Annotated in this window: 14 protein-coding genes; 3 read left to right on the top strand and 11 right to left on the bottom strand. The window is 38.2% G+C overall.

Going from position 1 to position 17,421, the window contains the following annotated elements:
- Positions 1-56: 56 nt before the first annotated feature.
- From WAX86_RS15580 to yfcC, 3 genes are all read right to left on the bottom strand, one after another.
- A complete protein-coding gene (locus tag WAX86_RS15580; protein WP_341489635.1) occupies positions 57-2,723 on the bottom strand; it encodes a molybdopterin-dependent oxidoreductase in 2,667 nt (888 codons plus the stop codon).
- A 327-nt stretch (positions 2,724-3,050) separates the two neighbouring features.
- On the bottom strand, positions 3,051-4,064 hold the full coding sequence (locus tag WAX86_RS15575; RefSeq protein ID WP_107200354.1) for a succinylglutamate desuccinylase/aspartoacylase family protein: 1,014 nt from the start codon (positions 4,062-4,064) through the stop codon (positions 3,051-3,053).
- A 74-nt stretch (positions 4,065-4,138) separates the two neighbouring features.
- Positions 4,139-5,683, bottom strand: coding sequence for a putative basic amino acid antiporter YfcC (gene yfcC / locus WAX86_RS15570; RefSeq protein ID WP_080551764.1), 1,545 nt, complete (start codon positions 5,681-5,683; stop codon positions 4,139-4,141).
- 369 nt (positions 5,684-6,052) lie between these two features.
- Here yfcC and pcp point away from each other — a divergent pair, with 369 nt between their 5' ends.
- The 3 genes from pcp (at position 6,053) to WAX86_RS15555 (ending at position 8,107) form a co-directional block, all read left to right on the top strand.
- A complete protein-coding gene (gene pcp / locus WAX86_RS15565; protein WP_237030446.1) occupies positions 6,053-6,691 on the top strand; it encodes a pyroglutamyl-peptidase I in 639 nt (212 codons plus the stop codon).
- Positions 6,692-6,854: 163 nt separating this feature from the next.
- Positions 6,855-7,616 (top strand): hypothetical protein, encoded by a 762-nt coding sequence (locus WAX86_RS15560; protein ID WP_115060476.1) that lies wholly within the window; start codon positions 6,855-6,857, stop codon positions 7,614-7,616.
- Positions 7,617-7,717: 101 nt separating this feature from the next.
- On the top strand, positions 7,718-8,107 hold the full coding sequence (locus WAX86_RS15555) for a thiol-disulfide oxidoreductase DCC family protein (protein WP_068968676.1): 390 nt from the start codon (positions 7,718-7,720) through the stop codon (positions 8,105-8,107).
- Between the two features lie 235 nt (positions 8,108-8,342).
- On the opposite strand, the gene tatA is transcribed toward WAX86_RS15555, so the two are convergent.
- The 8 genes from tatA to WAX86_RS15515 all read right to left on the bottom strand — a co-directional run bounded on the left by tatA (position 8,343) and on the right by WAX86_RS15515 (position 17,306).
- Positions 8,343-8,561: a twin-arginine translocase TatA/TatE family subunit gene (gene tatA, locus WAX86_RS15550; protein ID WP_036765495.1), complete on the bottom strand. Its 219-nt coding sequence runs from the start codon at positions 8,559-8,561 to the stop codon at positions 8,343-8,345.
- A gap of 41 nt (positions 8,562-8,602) precedes the next feature.
- Entirely contained in the window at positions 8,603-8,881 is a 279-nt protein-coding gene (locus tag WAX86_RS15545) for a hypothetical protein (RefSeq protein ID WP_036765492.1), read from the bottom strand.
- A 107-nt stretch (positions 8,882-8,988) separates the two neighbouring features.
- A complete protein-coding gene (locus WAX86_RS15540; protein ID WP_069530441.1) occupies positions 8,989-9,684 on the bottom strand; it encodes a response regulator in 696 nt (231 codons plus the stop codon).
- Positions 9,677-11,143, bottom strand: a complete 1,467-nt coding sequence (locus WAX86_RS15535) for an ATP-binding protein (protein ID WP_341489634.1) — start codon at positions 11,141-11,143, stop codon at positions 9,677-9,679. Before WAX86_RS15535 ends, WAX86_RS15540 begins: the two co-directional genes overlap by 8 nt.
- Before the next feature lie 121 nt (positions 11,144-11,264).
- Positions 11,265-13,127: a potassium transporter Kup gene (locus WAX86_RS15530; protein ID WP_065171386.1), complete on the bottom strand. Its 1,863-nt coding sequence runs from the start codon at positions 13,125-13,127 to the stop codon at positions 11,265-11,267.
- 256 nt (positions 13,128-13,383) lie between these two features.
- Complete coding sequence (locus WAX86_RS15525; protein WP_005304463.1) at positions 13,384-14,850, bottom strand: MFS transporter; 1,467 nt, start codon at positions 14,848-14,850, stop codon at positions 13,384-13,386.
- Between the two features lie 528 nt (positions 14,851-15,378).
- The gene (locus WAX86_RS15520; protein WP_341489633.1) at positions 15,379-16,203 is read right to left on the bottom strand and encodes a hypothetical protein; all 825 of its coding nucleotides are present in this window, start codon (positions 16,201-16,203) and stop codon (positions 15,379-15,381) included.
- A 365-nt stretch (positions 16,204-16,568) separates the two neighbouring features.
- The gene (locus tag WAX86_RS15515) at positions 16,569-17,306 is read right to left on the bottom strand and encodes a GntR family transcriptional regulator (RefSeq protein ID WP_341489632.1); all 738 of its coding nucleotides are present in this window, start codon (positions 17,304-17,306) and stop codon (positions 16,569-16,571) included.
- Positions 17,307-17,421: the final 115 nt, after the last annotated feature.

Genomic DNA, 17,421 nt, shown 5'->3' with positions numbered 1-17,421 from the left:
AAAACTCGCTATAGCCAATTAGCGATAGCGAGTTATTAAGGTCTATTTAGAAATCTTTACGCTTTTGCGGCATGTTTATAAAGGAAATCTAAAACTTCTTTTTTCTCTTGTTCATTCAAACCAGCACGAGGGAACATACTTTGCGTAATACCATCCCACTGTCCTTTAGTGTGTGATGCAGGATCTGGTGCGGTGTGACACATGGTACAACGTTCGTAAAAGATCTTTTCTCCAATACTTTGTTGCGGTTTATTTGACACACTTGAATGCATAAATTTATTAATACGCTCAGGAATATTCAAGGTGGCTAAGCTCATCATCATTTGACAATCACTTTCCGCTACGATGTGTGGTGGCTCATACGCTTGGTTTGGTGAACATGGATTTGTACACTTTTTATAGTATGCAAGGCACGTATTTGCACTGGTTCCTTGGCTTAAACCACCACAAGAACGATCCGATGTGATCACGTTAATTTGACCGCTATTACAACGACCTAATTTATCCAATTGCATCCATGCGCCTTCATGTAAGCAAGCCACGCCGCGATGAAGATCTTTGGCTAAACGGGCACCACACAACAAGGCTCCACGGCCATTATAAAGTTCAACTAGATCACCATCAGCAATACCTTGAGCCTTGGCATCTTCTTCGTTGATTAATAAGAACTGTCGCCCATCAACACATTCATAACTATTAGTGTCAGCATTGGCCATTTGTGAGTGTAAACGCATCCATGGGTGCGGACTTAAAATATGCAACTGACCTTTATCAGCATTACCTAAATACTCAAATGGCTGCATGAAGGTAGGAACCGGAGGACAATCCCAAATATTCATATCCGCAATAGCTTGGCTATACAGCTCTATTTTTCCTGACGGTGTGTGAAGTGGGTTTTTCTTAGGGTCATCATAGAAAGCACCATGACGCTGCCAATAATCTGCTGATTTAGGTACAGGTAAATGAGTTACTCCATCTTTCCAGAACTGATCGAACGGTTTGAGTTTTCCTGCGGTAGAGTTTGCATAAGCTTCTTTGATCAAGCCCATCATATCTTTACCTGTCGTATACTGCTGCTCAACCCCAAACAGTTTCGCTAAACGGCGGAAAATTTCAAAATCATCTAAGCTCTCGCCATAAGGCTCAATCACCTGCTGCATCGCATAGACTTTATCATTACTATAAGTACCGCCAGAGGTAATATCAACTCGCTCTAATGCTGTTGTTGCTGGCAATACAATATCGGCATAACGGGCAGAAGCGCACCACCAAGTATCCTGACAGACATAGGTTTCTACTTTCTTATTCATCGCATCTAATAGTGCGTTTAGGTTTTGCTGGTGTGAGAATAAGTTATTACCTGAGTTATAGATCATAGTCACATCAGGGAACGTCAGTGTTTGACCATTATAAGTAAACGCTTTACCTGGGTGTTTCAACATTTCCGCTTGTAACACCACCGGACATCCCGCGCTGACTGCATTATGACCTTGACCAATCGTTACTGGTAGAGCCGCACCTGATTGAGGCATACCGCCATTACCGTAGTGCCAACTAAAGCCAAAGCCCTCACCTGGTTTACCAATTTTACCAGCCATCGCAGCAAAGTTGATAATAGCCCAGTGAACCATTTCACCATGATCGGCACGTTGTAATGCCCAGCCAGCAGCAATTTGCGTTTTCTTATTCTTAAAGAGTTCAGCTAATTGTTTGATTTGTTCGGCACTGATCCCTGTTATCATTGCCGCCCATTCTGGAGTCTTCGGAATACCGTCTTTCGTACCCAATAGATATTCAACATACTGAGGGTAACCGACGGTATATTTATTTACATACGCTTCATCAACCAAGTTTTTATCATGGAGGTGATAAGCCATTGCATTAAATAGCGCAGTATCGGTTCCTGGTGTAATTGAGATCCATTCGCTACCTAAATTTTCATCAGTGGTGGTTCGTTGCGGGTTAATGGAGATGAATTTGATCCCTTTCTTTTTCCATTCAAGCCAGTGACTTTGCATTTGATGATCTGCAACTCGGAATTCAACCCGGTTTGTTTTCCACGGATCGGCACCCACTAAAACAAACACCTCGGTATTTTTCTCAATAACAGGCCAAGCAGTCTGAGGTGAATACACTTCCATATCACCAACAATGTGCGGCAGAATAACCGTTGATGCGCCAGCTGAATAGTCACCGATAGTTGTACTACAACCGCCAATTAAGTTAAAAAAGCGACCTTGTACCACAGGAGGTCGTAATAGCCCGGTATTAGACCAACCATCATAAGATGAGTCAAAGATGCCCTGATTACCTTTCGTTTCAATGGTATGTAAAATCGCATTCGCCGTTAATTGCAAAGCGGTTTCCCAACTAACACGAACAAACGGTTCTTTACCCCGTAATTCAGGTTTAGTGTTTCCGCCTAAATTTTCTAAATACGATTTACGTACCATTGGATACTGGATACGAGTTTTATTATAAGTACGACTTAATAGCCCTTTTAACAGCATTTCAGTAGGAAGAGGATCAATCTCTTTTCTTGGCTGAATACCAACTAATACCCCTTTTTTTACGACGGCATAAAATGGTCCCCAATGCGAAGCGCTTGGAATCAAAACGGTATCGTCGGCAAAGGCATAATCCAGTGGAAATAAAGTAAGGCCATTTGCTGCAATAGCGGTAGCAATAGCCGACTTTAGGAATGAACGGCGAGAAACGTCCATAGTAGCTCCTATCTATCTTTGTTATTTTCGGCTCATCCTACTCCTGGTTAAAACCCTATAAAAAGTAGTATTAATTCAATCAATGTTTTTATAAATCATTCATTAAATATAGAAATCATTAATGTAAATAAAAAAAACCATATAAAACATATTAATAGAATAATAACCCTTAACTAATTGATAGTGTTATCAAAATAAAAACCAATGTAGATATCGTTTATTATGGTTAAATCCAATATTAACTATATTTACAAACATAGTATTTATTAATGGATTATAAATAAAAGCACTCAATAATAATTGAATGCTTGTAGTTAAATAAACTGTTCAATGAATTAAACGAACTACGAGAGAACCCACTTCGCGCAATGATTCAATATTAAAGCTTAGTACAATCCCTTCTTTGGGTGCGTAATAACGATGAGCTTCTTGCCCAAAAATATCATATTGAATGGCGACTAACTGTTCTGCTTCAACTTTCTCTAATAATGTCACTTGAGGAATAATAAAGCCACCGGTCAGAGCCCGAATTGAAGTCACCTCTTTTCCTTCAATCAATGCTGATCTTATCGGTTCTTCTCGTTCTTCTGTTACGGCAATATTATACAGCTCTAATACTCGCCAAATCCCATTCACTGCCCGTTCAATAAACTCTAACTCAGTGATACGACCACATCCAACTTCAATGGTAATCGATGGAATTTGATGTTGATTCCATACCGTTTCTAATACCCCTTCTGCACCAGGATCATCCAAAATCACATCAGGCTCTATCAATCGAGCCATCGTAACCGCATCAGACAGTCGATAATCAGCAAAAACGTAAAGAGGATAACAGGTTCCAGATGTTTGAGTATGCAGATCAATGGCTAAATCTGCATTAGGATGTAATAAATGAGACCATATTGCAGCTAAATATTGTTCTGCTGCATTCCCATTTTTATTACCAGGAAAGTAGCGGTTTAAATTTATCGAAGAGAGATCCAAATCAGAACTAAAAAAATCTCGATGGTGATGTAAGACGCCAGATAAATTAACAACAGGAGCGACAACAACAGTTCCTTGGATATTTTCAATATTTTCTTGTAATTCTCGAATACATTGTTGAGCCGATAATATCCCATTAAATTCATCACCATGAACTCCAGCGGTAATACATAAACGCTTACCTTTTTTCGCTCCCTTAAAGACCCATACTGGCAATAGGTTATTTTGTGCTAAAGCATTAGAAGATGCACTAAACCAAAACTGATGGCAACCTGCTGGTAAATCAGACACATTTAAATGAGATATAACAGGTATAGATTGAAGAGTATCCCCTGTATATATTGTTTGAGCCATAACAAATCCTTAAAACTGAAAAGGCGCACTGCTTTAGTACGCCTTTAAATTGAACAATAATATCCCTAAATGACTTATACAAAGCCTGCGAGATGAGCACTTATAACCACTATGCTGGCCGTCACGAAAAGCAACAGCATAAAACGCCAACAGAAACGAGCCCAATCACCCCAGTCGATACGACATACACCAAGTGTTGCCATTAACGGCGCGGAAGTTGGCACAATCACATTGGTAAAACCATCGCCTAACTGGAATGCAAGAACACTCACTTGACGAGAAATACCAGCAATATCACCAAGAGGAGCTAATAAAGGCATAGTTAGCGCAGCTTGGCCAGATCCCGATGTTACAAAGAAATTAAAAATAGATTGGAACAGATACATCATCCAAACAGCAGCCACATCAGGAATCCCACTGATTACACTGCCGGCACTATTTAGAATGCTATTGAGAACACTTGGCGTTGTTGCAGACCCATCACCCAAGATCAACAATACCCCTTTGGCACACCCCACTAATAGAGCAGGAGCAAGCATTGTTCCAGCCCCTTCTTTAAATGACGCAGCGATATCATTTAAGCGCATACCGTTTAGTTTGAATACAACCCCGATAATGCCTGCAATAAAGCCCATAGTGAAAAATTGAGAAGCGATTTCAGGAATATACCAAGCGTGAACAACCACGCCCCAAACTACCCATACTGTAGTAAAAACAACCGTTGCAATGACCAAGGTATAGCCAAGACACCAATCTGACTTTTGCACTTCCGCATTATGCTCTCGCATTGAAGCATCAGTACGGCGACTGTAAGAAAGCTCTGGGTTTTTCTTAATTCTCGCCGCATAACGCATGGTATAAAGCATACCCAGCAGAGTGAAACCAACCCACATTGGAATTCGAACTTCCATACCAGAAAGAACCGGAATCCCTGCAATACCTTGCGCGATTGCGACTGAGAACGGATTCATCCAAGATGTTGCGAAACCAATTTGAGTCGCAATATAGGTCACCATTACGGTGGTAATGCCGTCATAGCCTAATCGCAGCATCAAGGGAGCAATGATCATCGCAAAGGCAATCGCCTCTTCTCCCATACCAAACACGGCACCACCGAGAGAAAACAGCAAAAATAAGGTTGGAATAAAAAAGCGATCATTGCCCTTTGTCTTATCAATAAGAACCAAAATGCCGTTATCAATGGCTCCCGTTCGCATCACAACGCCGAACGCACCGCCAATAACCAACATAAACATGATAACGCCAATGGCAGAACCCCATTTACTGCCAGAAACCAAGCCCTCAAAGACAAAGTTCATTAAGCCAATGCCACCACCAGAGGCAAAAAAGCCGACTGAATTATAAACAGGCTCACCTTGATCGTTTAATGCGACTTTGAATGACTCAGGGTCAACAACCGAACGTGTTTTTTCAACACCATCGACAACATAACTGATTTCTTGTTGAGTAAAACTTCCTGCGGGAATGAGGTAGGTTAGAACAGTTGCGAATACACCGACTAAAAAGATAAGAATAAAGGTATCAGGTATTTGCCATTGTTTTTTCTTTGATCCAGTAGATCCTTTTTCGTTTGATACGGCTTGCAAAATATAATCCATTATTATCAGTAAAAACTGTATAATATATCACCTATTTTGCTTTAAAATGCAATTGCTATTTGTTGGAAATTTTAACAATATCTCTTTTTATAACAGTTAGTTGCCTTATCAATTATTCCTATTTGAGATGCTTTTTGGATATTAATTCATTTTCTATTCTTGAATTTATGTAATGCCATTTGATTTAGAAAATAAGATCGGGAGAAATTCAAAAATCTATTACACTCTCACCCGCTATGATAAGTGCAATATGCCGATTCAATGCAATAAACGCATCATGATTTTTTTAAGCTACATGTTATCTCGCGTTAATCTATACCCAACTTTTATTCACAGACATAGTTTACGAACACTTATTAGGGAAGATCGATGAAAAAAGTGTTAATTACAGGATTTGAACCTTTTGGCGGAGCAAGCATAAATCCAGCACTTGAAGCGGTAAAACAACTAGAAGCAATCTCTTTTACTAATGCTACTGTTGTTACTTGCCAAGTTCCTGTTGCTCGTTTTAAAGCTATTGATACGGTTATCAGTGCTATTGAGTACCATCAACCTAACATTGTTATTACCGTTGGCCAAGCCGGTGGTAGAGCAGCAATAACTCCAGAACGAATTGCGATCAATGTTGATGACTTTCGAATTACAGATAATGATGGAAACCAACCAACGGATCAGCCAGTTATTGAACAGGGACCCGATGCCTATTTTAGCACCCTACCAATAAAAGCCATCACACAGGCTTTACAGCAACAAGGGATCCCATGTCAGGTCTCTAATACCGCAGGAACCTTTGTTTGCAATCATTTATTTTATGGTATTCAGCACTATCTTCGTGACTCAAACACAAAACATGGCTTTATTCATATCCCTTTACTTCCGGAGCAAGCACCAGCAGGTGATCAACCTAGCATGTCTTTAGATACCATTGTGTTAGGGCTAAAAATAGCCATTGAGGCAACAGTCAATAACGAACAAGACATTTCTGTTGGTGCCGGAACCATTTGTTAAAGCATCAATAAGACAGGTTTGAAACGACTACCAAAATAAGTAACAAGCATCTGATTTATGGTGTTAATTTTTGGTAGTCCTATCATCAATTTCAAGGAAAACCTCGCAAAATACTCAATCATGTTCCACACTTAAAGTGTACTAGCAGGATAGGAGTACGCTTATGTCTACAAGACTAAACGAAACCATCAGTTTAGAATTGCAGATTCAGTCGGCTGTCAGGGAGATGATAGCCTTTACTGAGCTCAGTAGTAAATCCAGCACCTATCAGGATCGTCTTCAAGGTGCTATTCACCATACTAAGATTCTGTTGACTCTAAGTCTGATGACCCGTGCTTTTTTTAGTGAAGCACAAAATACCGCTAACAAATTACTGAATATTGAGCAGCGATTTTATGATTTTGAGTACGTTATTCAGCGCTCAATAACTTCGTATACTTTATCGTGCCGTGATCCATCTTTACAGCAAGCAATCGCTCACAACAAAGCCAGTATGGTGAGTGAAGCTGAGATACTTAACTACCTTAGCCAGCCATTAAGTCTTGATGTAGAAAATATGATTGCGGCCCTTGCTACCAAGCACGTTAAAACTCTGGCGCTTGAATTTTCACTCCATGAAGACATTGATAATCAAATTGATGAGGCTTTTTGTCATACCCTAACCAGCTTATGGCTCGATCTTGGATTTTGCTTATCAGAAGATGCTACCTGCCGCTTGCTTGAACAGATCATTCATTCAAGAACTGGTACCATGTGTCTGCTATTTTTAAATATGACCGAACATCATCGAGAGCGAGAAGCCGTTAGATTGTATTTCGCTGAAATTGATAAATTTTATGCGGCTCTCACAGCCTCAGGACTAAAGCGCGGAATTAAGTTTTTAAACCACATAACCAAAAATCCAGATAGCGATGATAAAACTTAAATACTCTCAATATCTAAGTAATGATATCTTCATTGCTTAGGTTATATTCGTTGTAATGAGAAATATATACTCAGGAACGTCTAAGTTTAGCGAGAACAATCATGGCAAACTCAATTGTGATCTTCTACGATGGTCAATGCCCTCTTTGTCAAAAAGAAATGAATAAATTGGTGCGCTATGACAAGAGTGAGCAAATACATTTAGTCGATATTTTTTCAACTGAATTTGATGATTATCCAGCTATAGATAAACAGGAAGCGGCAGACATTATTCATGTTCTCCTACCAAACGGCGAATTACTCACCGGCTTAAATGCCCTTCATTATGCATGGCAAAGTGTAGGAAAAGGCTGGTTATATGCTCCAACTCGTTGGAAAGTATGGCGAAGTCTATGGGATAGACTTTATCTACTTTTCGCACAAAATCGCTATCGCGTATCGAAATGGTTAACAGGTAAAGAAAGATGTCATAACGGAGCATGTAAACGTTAGAGACTCTATAACTTTTATTACGTCAAAGAGGTTTTCTGAGGATATATCCACAACACAGATGACAGATATGGCATATAATGCTCGGGTAATCACAGCTACTTTAACTAGCTGATAGATTTTCCATTCAGATTTTGTCCCGCAATGATATTCACTGCGGGATTTTTTTTATCGCAATCAAAGTCTCTATTTCCATTGGTTGAACTCTGCTCTTACTCAACCAATGGTAACAAATAACTTAATCGATTTTATTTTCAACTCTGGTTTGAGTCTGTACTGTCTCTTCATTTTTAACCGTGGTTGCCTGAGTCGTCTCCGGCTCATCTCGCATAGCTTTTTGAAAGCTTTTTAGTGCATAGCCTAAATCACTGCCAACGGTTCTTAACTTTTTCGTACCGAAGACTAGAACACAAATAACGCCAATAATAAGCAATTGAGCAACACTAATACCACCCATCACAAACCTCTTTTATATTATTAAATAGTTACTTAATACAATTATCGTGCAGCTGCACTAGTATCAACGGGTTTAGATTCATAAATATCTTTTACAGCAGATAAGATAAAAACGGCCGAAAAAAACAGACTGATGTACCACTTAGCATAGAGAAAATCTGTTAGATGCTGTTCCAATACTAAATGAATTAGCGTGGATACTGAGACAACTTGGAGAAAAACAATAATACCTTGTTGCCAGCGTGGTTTCTGATAACAACTAAAACGCATCATAATTAAAAAGAAAATTACAGATGCACTTGTTGCAAGCCAAACACTCATAGTTTATGTCCCTTATAATGAATTAATTTCATCCTAGCGACTTTTATCTATGGATAATGTAAGTATTACTTAAGTGCATATAAATTTTTTATAAAGAGATTACCTATTTAGTCATCAGCAATTAAGCGATAGCCAACACCATTCTCAGTAATAATATGTTTAGGTTGAGCTGGGCAATACTCAATCTTATGTCGAAGTTGGGCTATATGAATTCGAACATAATGTGCATGCTCAGTATAATTTCCACCCCACACCTCTTTTAATATCTGCTTATGAGTAAGCACTTTCCCCATATTTTTAGCCATCAATAATAAGATCTTATACTCTTTAGGTGTTAACTTAATGGCTTCATCACCACGCATTACAGTTTGCATAACTAAGTCCATTGTTACATCACCAAACTGATAGCTGGTTACATCACTGGTTGGCGTCTGGGAAGTTAACCGTAATGCCACCCGAATACGAGCCAACAGTTCTTCACTACCAAAGGGTTTAGTTAGGTAATCGTTGGCTCCAGCATCAAGGGCTAAGACTTTATCGGTTTCTTTATCGCGTGCTGAAATCACAATTATTGGCGTTTCAGTCCAAGTTCTTAATTCTTTGGTAAAATCTAGTCCATCGGCATCGGGCAGACCTAAATCGAGTAAAATCAAATTAGGGCTCCAGGTTGCTATTTGTCGCAGGCCCTCTTGTGCTGTTTCAGCCGTTTTTACTTGGTAGCCGTGCCCTGTAGTTAAAATATCTAAGAAACGACGAATTGGCGCTTCATCTTCAATAATAAGAATTTTTATATCACTATTCATAAATATCCGTTAACTCATACCGTTCACAAGGGATCTGGACTGTAAAAATAGAACCGCCCCCCTCTCTAGATGCTACCGATATCGTTCCTTTGTGTGCTGACACGATTAATTTACAGATAGCTAATCCTAACCCTGTACCTTTCACTTTTACATGCTCTGAACGATAAAAACGCTCAAATATACGTTGAGAATCTTCAGGAGCGACTCCACAGCCCCGATCGGCGATTGAAAAAACAAAAGCACCATCTAAATAACATGTTGATATATCTATAGGACTATTATCAGAACTGTATTTTGCTGCGTTTTCAATAAGATTGGCGATAACTTGTTCAATTAACGTGTAATCTAATGAGACTAACATCGTATCGCCTACTAAGCTAATAGGATGCTGCTTTAAGAGTAATTCGACCCGTTTTATTGCACTGCCAATAACCTCTTCAGGCTCAACCCAATCACATTTTGGCACAAGAGTCTTAATGCTATAGCGACTGATATCCAGTAACTTAGTTAAGCTTCGATTTAAGCTATACCCTTCTTCAGCAATTGATTGCAATAATTCTTGTTTTGTCTGTGGTGGCAAATGGATATTGGGATCATTAAGCGTTGTAGCTGACCCGATGATTGAACCTAAAAGCGTTTTCAAATCATGAGATACTGCAGCTAATAAGGTGTTACGCATCTGCTCCATTTGGTTAGCTTCTTTAACCATCGCCAAGGCATGATTGGCTTCTGAACGAGCCAGCGACAAACTGATTAAAGTACTTAAGATAGGATTAAACGTTGTAGGTTGATAAAACTCGACAACCAGTACACCAAACACACCGTTTTGACTATATAGCGGATGTAATTCCACATGGGCTGAAACGGACTGGATATCGTCACATCCCTTTTGATAGTACGTTTCAACCTGCTCAATAAAACGGGCCGGTTCTAAATTCTCATGAGAAGCTAAGCAATATAAATTAGGTTGAAACAACCAGAGTTGAGCTTTAATTTGTCGACAGCTTGCTAAATGCAGAATTGAAGCTTCGGCAATTTCTACGCTCTCATTCAGTGAAGCAAGGACAGAAGCAAGACCATAATTGCTTTTTAGCTCAGAACGAAGCGCAATATTTTTATGCAGCTCTCTTTGTTGCGATTGGGTGATCTTAACCGCAAATACCCCACTAAAAGCCATTACTGCAAACGTAATGATGTGCTGATAATTCTGAAATTTAAATGAATTGTGTTCAGGTAGTACAAAAAAATGAAACGCTACAATACTCATTGCCGTAATGACATATGCCATGCGTTTTCTTAACCAAAAACCACTTACAATATTAAGAAGTAACAATAACATTGCCGTATCGGTTTCAATGATAACATCACGAAAACGAACTCCGACATAAGTAACCAAAGCGTATAAGGCAAACAAACAGAGTATTTTCTTTCCATCAGCCCAAGTAAATTGATTGTTCATCAAACGTTCTATTCATCTAATAATCAAAGGAAAAGGCGCAATACTACGCCTTTATATATCAACACAGTAACTGACAGAATATACCTCAATAATGCTGGTAAACCTGAGAGTATCTGCCATGTTATATCTCTAAGTGAACTCCAATTTCAATTAATCTATCCTGAGGCACACTAAGCCGTTCTGACGTTCGCAGCGCATTTCGACTCAATAAAATAAATAATCGAGCTTTTAAATCGTGCCACCAGCTGACATGTTTTACCTTCATTCGCTCTGAAGACATAAAAAATATGGTTTCTGCTGGGTGCAAAGTCAGTTCTTTAGTACAGCACCCATGATAAATCTGTTCAATATCCAATGTTTCCTGATAGCCCACATACGCAATCATCTGCCAAAACGACGGAGATAATTGACGAACTTCTAATCGCTTTAATGGATGGACCCAAGGTTGATCAACATATTTATACGTCAGCAGAACATTACGCTCATGAAGGATTTCGTTGTATTTTAAATTATTCACTAACGATGACGGTACCTGATTTTCGTTACTAGATAAATAAACCGCAGTACCTGATGCTCTAGACCATTGTTTTTGCTCAAGCTCTTTGACCATTGCATCAATGGAAAGAGATGGCTTGAACATGGTAGTAATTCTCTCTCTTTCTTGATACCAAATGATCATAAGCAGGAAGACTAGTGAACCAATCGTCAGTGGTAACCATCCCCCATCAGCAAACTTTAATGATGTTGAGATAAATAACAATAGATCATAGCTCACCATTAATACCGCGTAAGTCATCACTGTTTTTCTTGACCAATTCCACAAATATCTTGAAACCACCAAAATAAATAGTGATGAAATTAACATCGTAGCCGTCACAGCAATGCCATAAGCCGCAGCTAACCGAGTTGATGAGCCGAACGTTACGACAACGGTAATAACTAAAATGAACAGCAGAAAGTTCGCCATAGGCACGTAGATCTGCCCTTGCTCATGATGAGATGTATGGTGAATACGGACAGGGGGCAAGAACCCTAAGTTAATCGCCTGACGAGTCAGTGAAAAAATCCCGGATATAACAGCTTGAGAAGCGATCACCGTTGCAAAGGTAGCCAAAATAACAAGAGGCAGGCGTAATACATTAGGGGCTAACATAAAAAATGGATTTTCAATCGCTTTAGCATGACTTAATACCAACGCACCTTGTCCGAAATAATTCAAAACCAGGCAAGGCATTACAACAAAAAACCAAGCTAAGCGTATTGGTTTAATCCCAAAGTGACCCATATCTGCATAGAGCGCTTCAACACCTGTCACCGCAAGAACCACAACACCCAAAGTGAACAGAGTGGCAACTCCATGATGAAAAATAAACTCTACAGCATAATGTGGAGACAACGCTTTGATCACAATAGGGTTATCAATAATGGCATTGGCTCCTAATATCCCAATGCAGACAAACCAAATAAGCATGACAGGAGCAAATAATTGACCAATTTTACCCGAGCCAAACTTTTGAATAGCAAATAATGCACAAATAATCGTTATTGAAATAGGCAGAATCATAGGTTGTAAATCAGGGTTGATTACGCTGATACCTTCAACCGCAGATAAAACCGACATGGCAGGAGTTATGATTGCTTCACCAAAGAAGAAACCTGCAGCCAACATACCCAAAAATAGTATTGAGATTTTTAACTGCTTTGGCGCTACACCATGAGCTAATGAAGCAAGGGTTAAAATCCCTCCCTCACCTTTGTTTGAAGCCTGAGTGACCAGAGATAGGTACTTAATACAAACAGTAAGAATAAACGTCCAGAAAACCAGCGAAAGGATGCCAAAAACGTTCGCTTGGTTTATCGCGATTGAGTGTTCACCATCAAACATTGCTTTGAATGCGTATAAAGGGCTCGTACCAATATCGCCATACACAATCCCAATAGATAGGCATGTTAATACCAATAAAGACTGTTTTTGATTTTGCATTTTGTTGTTATGGGCCGCCTAATTGTTTAGGACACGACACAATACCTTAAGTCATTTAAGAAGCAGGAAGAGTAACAAGCGGCATGTAAAGTTGCGGTATATATTCGACAGGGAGATATAAAAAAGATATAAAGTTTGTTTAATTAACAAGCTAAATGATATGTTTATCAACACTGTTTATTTGACGTTTTTAGCATCTAGCAGATACAAAAATACCGATACCCAAAGGCATCGGCATTTTTAATAAATTGATCGGTTATAGATTTTCGATATTCTTACCCGACGTTTCAAAACGATACTTATGAGTAACCCAAGCACCCAACAAAGAAGTAACAACGAGAGTCAGTAACAGTGAAAAGACACCAATCACATGTAAGAGTATAGGGAACATAAATGCAGTAAGAATCGCCCCTAACTTAGCAATGGATGCAGCAAATCCCGCACCTTTAGCTCGGATTTTTACTGGAAATACTTCTCCTGAAATCAAATATGTTTGTGCATTTGGGCCTAAATTATTCATAAAGTTGAACAGCATGAAACCCAAAAATAGTACATAAATCTGATAATCACTATGTACTTTTACCGATACTGCCGCTAACAAAAGTCCTACTGCGCAGCCAACAAAGCCATAGATCTGCAGCTTCATACGACCAATAGATTCTGAAAAAATAATTGCACAGATAACACCAACAATTAATAGCGAATCAATTAGCGCCGTGCCTTTAGCGGAATAAATAATATTGGCAATAGTGTTATGTAACTCATCAGCCCCTGCTATGGTTTGATGCTCTAGAACCGAGGCCAAAATTACCGGGGTAAAAATACCAATACCATAAGTCCCCAGATCCTGAATAAACCAAGGAGCAGAGGCCAATATTGTTTTTGCTCGATATTTTTCTTTAAACAGCTTTTTATAACCGTGTAACCATGACTGGACTTCTACTTCATCTTGTACTGGCTCACTGCGAAGTGCCATATCACATGCTTGGTCACGGTTTAGTAAACGTTTTAGACAGCGCTCTGCATCTTGCTTTCGATTTTTAGATAGTAACCAGTGAGCACTCTCCGGTATAAAAAATCGGGCAATAGTAATCGCTAACGATGGCACTAAAGCTAAAACATACATTACTCGCCATGCATTAACATCTTCCACGTAAGAGAGCACTACAATACCAGTTAAAATGCCCATCAAGACGCCAACGGACTGGAAAGCAAACGCCCCAAGAACCAATTTACCACGATTCTTAGTTGGGATACTCTCGGAAATCATTAGGTGCGCAGTCGGATAATCACAGCCTAGTGCTAAACCAATACCAAAGTTAAATAGCAATACACACCAATAGGATTGACTAAATGCCATACCGACCAAGCACACAGATAGCAAGGCCATCTCTATAATGAACATTTTCTTACGTCCATAGAGATCAGACAGTCCACCAAGTGCGCTAGCGCCAATTAAAATACCAAATAATATAGAAGAACTAATTGTACCTTTTTGAAACTCAGTTAATTGAAATTGAAGTGTAATCAATGGCAGCGTTAGCCCCATCATAAATACGATCATACCTTCAAAAAACTTTCCAAATGTCGCCAACAACCAAATACGCCATTGCACCTTGGTCATTGACATATAAGAAATCTTTGACTCTTCATGCCAACTTGATATGTCATCAATATAGGTCTGAATTGTCTTTTGTGATTGAATCTCAATTTCTTGATTCATGTTATACGTCAACAGTGTTTATAGCCAACACGGCTAATACGAGTATTAAACATGCGGGTATTCAAACATAGATACCAATCAGAAATAAAATATATTTTATTATGCTAATTCACCAAGCTATGTACTTTGCCTTGATGAATAGTGTTATAATACTGAGTTAGCTGATGTTAAACCAAAAAAGATATTTATAAATCAATAACTTAGACATATAACATCTAAACCCCTCAATATTATTTGTTTGTATTTTGAGCAAAAATGGGTTGTATAAGATCATATTTAAAATCTTATATATTAAAATCGATATGATATGACATACTGTTTAAAACAGCGTTTTGAGCCTAATTTGAAATTTCTGTTTAAAAAATCACAACTATATGAATTCTAGAAATAAAACAACCTAAACTAACTATTTTTCATCTTTACAAAAATTTTATATCTAAGACTGAATTTTTACTGTTTTTTTACCTATTTGAAGTTGCCGCTCTATCTTTCATATTAGGAGTATTGAAAAATAAAGCGGCTTAAATATTAATTATTTACTTTACAATAAATACCATACAAATAATCGATATACTTATCGTCAGCATCACGAAAATCTAGATGCTCTGCAAAATTTATATTCGAATCGTACGGGTAAAATATTTCTGTATGATTATGATATGGCATTTCATTAATTAACTCTTCGACAGTTTCAATAAATTCATCTCTCGTTAATATCTCTCTACAACCATCAGTTACTTTATAAATGGCTCCTTCCTTATCATCAATGTGATATTGAGAAAAAACAAAAAGAAAACGACGAAGGGATTCAATTGCGCGATCACCCCAAATACGATAGCGCATATATTCAGCTTCATATCTTTTTGCTACCGCAGAAACGAATGTATCTAGTGTCATTAGAAAATGCTGAGAACCATAATTAAAATCCGTATCGTAGCAAAGGTCTGTGTTATAGATCCATTCACGGCCAAACAATAAATTTAACACCAGCTTCTTACTTACCGCCCATGAACTTCCCCTAAGCATCATGTCATTAGCGCTACAATGATAATATTGAGATATAGCAAGTTCTGTAACTTGAGAAACAATATAAGTCGATATTAATTTTTTTACTCTTTCAAGATGTGCTTCATCATAGATGGGCTGATAAGGTACAGGTATATTATCTGAATAAACGACACACCCTGAGTATAGTAAATGATTTTTATAACTCTTTTCTCCCGAATAAATAAAAGATTTGATTTCTTCTATATTCAACAATCCATGTAATTTCAAATTAATTTCATTTATCTCCGGAATAAATTCATTAACCATAATGTCTTTATAACTTTGTTGTATTTCCGTTAAATCCATAATAGCCTCTTAATATATAAATAAATTGAACAAACAATCACTGACGATTGAATGCCAAAACTTATATCTAATCTGGCAATTACTTTCATTATCGTTTTGACAGAAACTCAAGTCATTTAAATTACTCGACCTCTCAGTAAAAAGATAAAACACAAAAAATTAACGTTTTATAACCAATAAATCATAAGTTGTACTGTTTAACCATGAGTAAAATTATAGTCAAATAGTTTTACTCTATACCCCAGTAGCTTCAATGGGCGAGGTTCAGCGAGAATAATTTGGTTTATCGGCAAGGCAACAATATCGAAGCTCTCTCGCTCTAAATTAAGTTAATAAGACCCAAATCTTAGTATCATAAAGACCCTTTACAATGTAGTCTTAAAATTAAATCGATAAAAATCACTTCGACAAATGGCTGTACCATATTCTAAGACGACACCCTTTTGATCTTTACTTGATAGCTCAACCCTCATTAATGGCGATCCTTTAGGGATATCAAGCAAGAGCGCTTCATCCGCGGTTGGAACATAAATGCTCAACGAATAATCTTGTTGCTTAGGCACGATACCCATAGTTTCCCAATACTCATACAAGGATCCATCCAGTAAATCAGGACGAGGCATAAAACACTGTGGAATATAGGTCGTTTCGATTGAGACGGGTACATTATCGATCAAGCGAACTCGTTTAATATGAGAAATCACGTCACCGACAATGACGCCCAGCTTTCTAGCTAAAAAATCATCTGCACAAACAGGAGTTCGAATGATCCAACGGTTAGTGACCTTCCCTTTTGATTTCAATTGCGATGAAAAGCCACCACCAGCAAGATCATACTGGACTGGCAACTGGATCACCGTTCCTTTACCGTGTTGTTTAACTACAGTACCTTCATTTTGTAATTCAGCTAATGCTTTTACAATTGTCACTCGTGACACGGCCAATTCTTGAGCGAGCTTCCTTTCCGAGAGTAAAACGCTACCATGAACTAACATCTTGTTATGTATAGCCATTTCAATCGAATCTTTTAACTGAACATAGAGAGGCTTACTCAATTCAGCATTAAGATTATTTTTTATAAATCTGATTAAAGACAGTTCCATTGCATGAGCCTTTATAATTATTATCAATGATATGCTGGCAACTATAGTAACAAATAATGTGGCGATAATCACAATGGAATCATAAAACAATTTAACTGGACTTAAACTGGATTTA

Source organism: Photobacterium damselae subsp. damselae (genome assembly GCF_038086725.1).
Classification (GTDB): domain Bacteria; phylum Pseudomonadota; class Gammaproteobacteria; order Enterobacterales; family Vibrionaceae; genus Photobacterium; species Photobacterium damselae.
This window is presented reverse-complemented; position numbering and strand designations above follow the sequence as displayed.

Bases quoted from the DNA above. Each gene is read 5' to 3' on its own strand.
- yfcC (WP_080551764.1), bottom strand. From the start codon at position 5,683: ATGGATTATATTTTGCAAGCCGTATCAAACGAAAAAGGATCTACTGGA.
- WAX86_RS15545 (WP_036765492.1), bottom strand. From the start codon at position 8,881: ATGAGTGTTTGGCTTGCAACAAGTGCATCTGTAATTTTCTTTTTAATT.
- WAX86_RS15560 (WP_115060476.1), top strand. From the start codon at position 6,855: ATGTCTACAAGACTAAACGAAACCATCAGTTTAGAATTGCAGATTCAG.
- WAX86_RS15575 (WP_107200354.1), bottom strand. From the start codon at position 4,064: ATGGCTCAAACAATATATACAGGGGATACTCTTCAATCTATACCTGTT.
- WAX86_RS15525 (WP_005304463.1), bottom strand. From the start codon at position 14,850: ATGAATCAAGAAATTGAGATTCAATCACAAAAGACAATTCAGACCTAT.
- WAX86_RS15540 (WP_069530441.1), bottom strand. From the start codon at position 9,684: ATGAATAGTGATATAAAAATTCTTATTATTGAAGATGAAGCGCCAATT.
- WAX86_RS15515 (WP_341489632.1), bottom strand. From the start codon at position 17,306: ATGGAACTGTCTTTAATCAGATTTATAAAAAATAATCTTAATGCTGAA.
- WAX86_RS15520 (WP_341489633.1), bottom strand. From the start codon at position 16,203: ATGGATTTAACGGAAATACAACAAAGTTATAAAGACATTATGGTTAAT.
- tatA (WP_036765495.1), bottom strand. From the start codon at position 8,561: ATGGGTGGTATTAGTGTTGCTCAATTGCTTATTATTGGCGTTATTTGT.
- WAX86_RS15535 (WP_341489634.1), bottom strand. From the start codon at position 11,143: ATGAACAATCAATTTACTTGGGCTGATGGAAAGAAAATACTCTGTTTG.
- pcp (WP_237030446.1), top strand. From the start codon at position 6,053: ATGAAAAAAGTGTTAATTACAGGATTTGAACCTTTTGGCGGAGCAAGC.
- WAX86_RS15555 (WP_068968676.1), top strand. From the start codon at position 7,718: ATGGCAAACTCAATTGTGATCTTCTACGATGGTCAATGCCCTCTTTGT.
- WAX86_RS15530 (WP_065171386.1), bottom strand. From the start codon at position 13,127: ATGCAAAATCAAAAACAGTCTTTATTGGTATTAACATGCCTATCTATT.
- WAX86_RS15580 (WP_341489635.1), bottom strand. From the start codon at position 2,723: ATGGACGTTTCTCGCCGTTCATTCCTAAAGTCGGCTATTGCTACCGCT.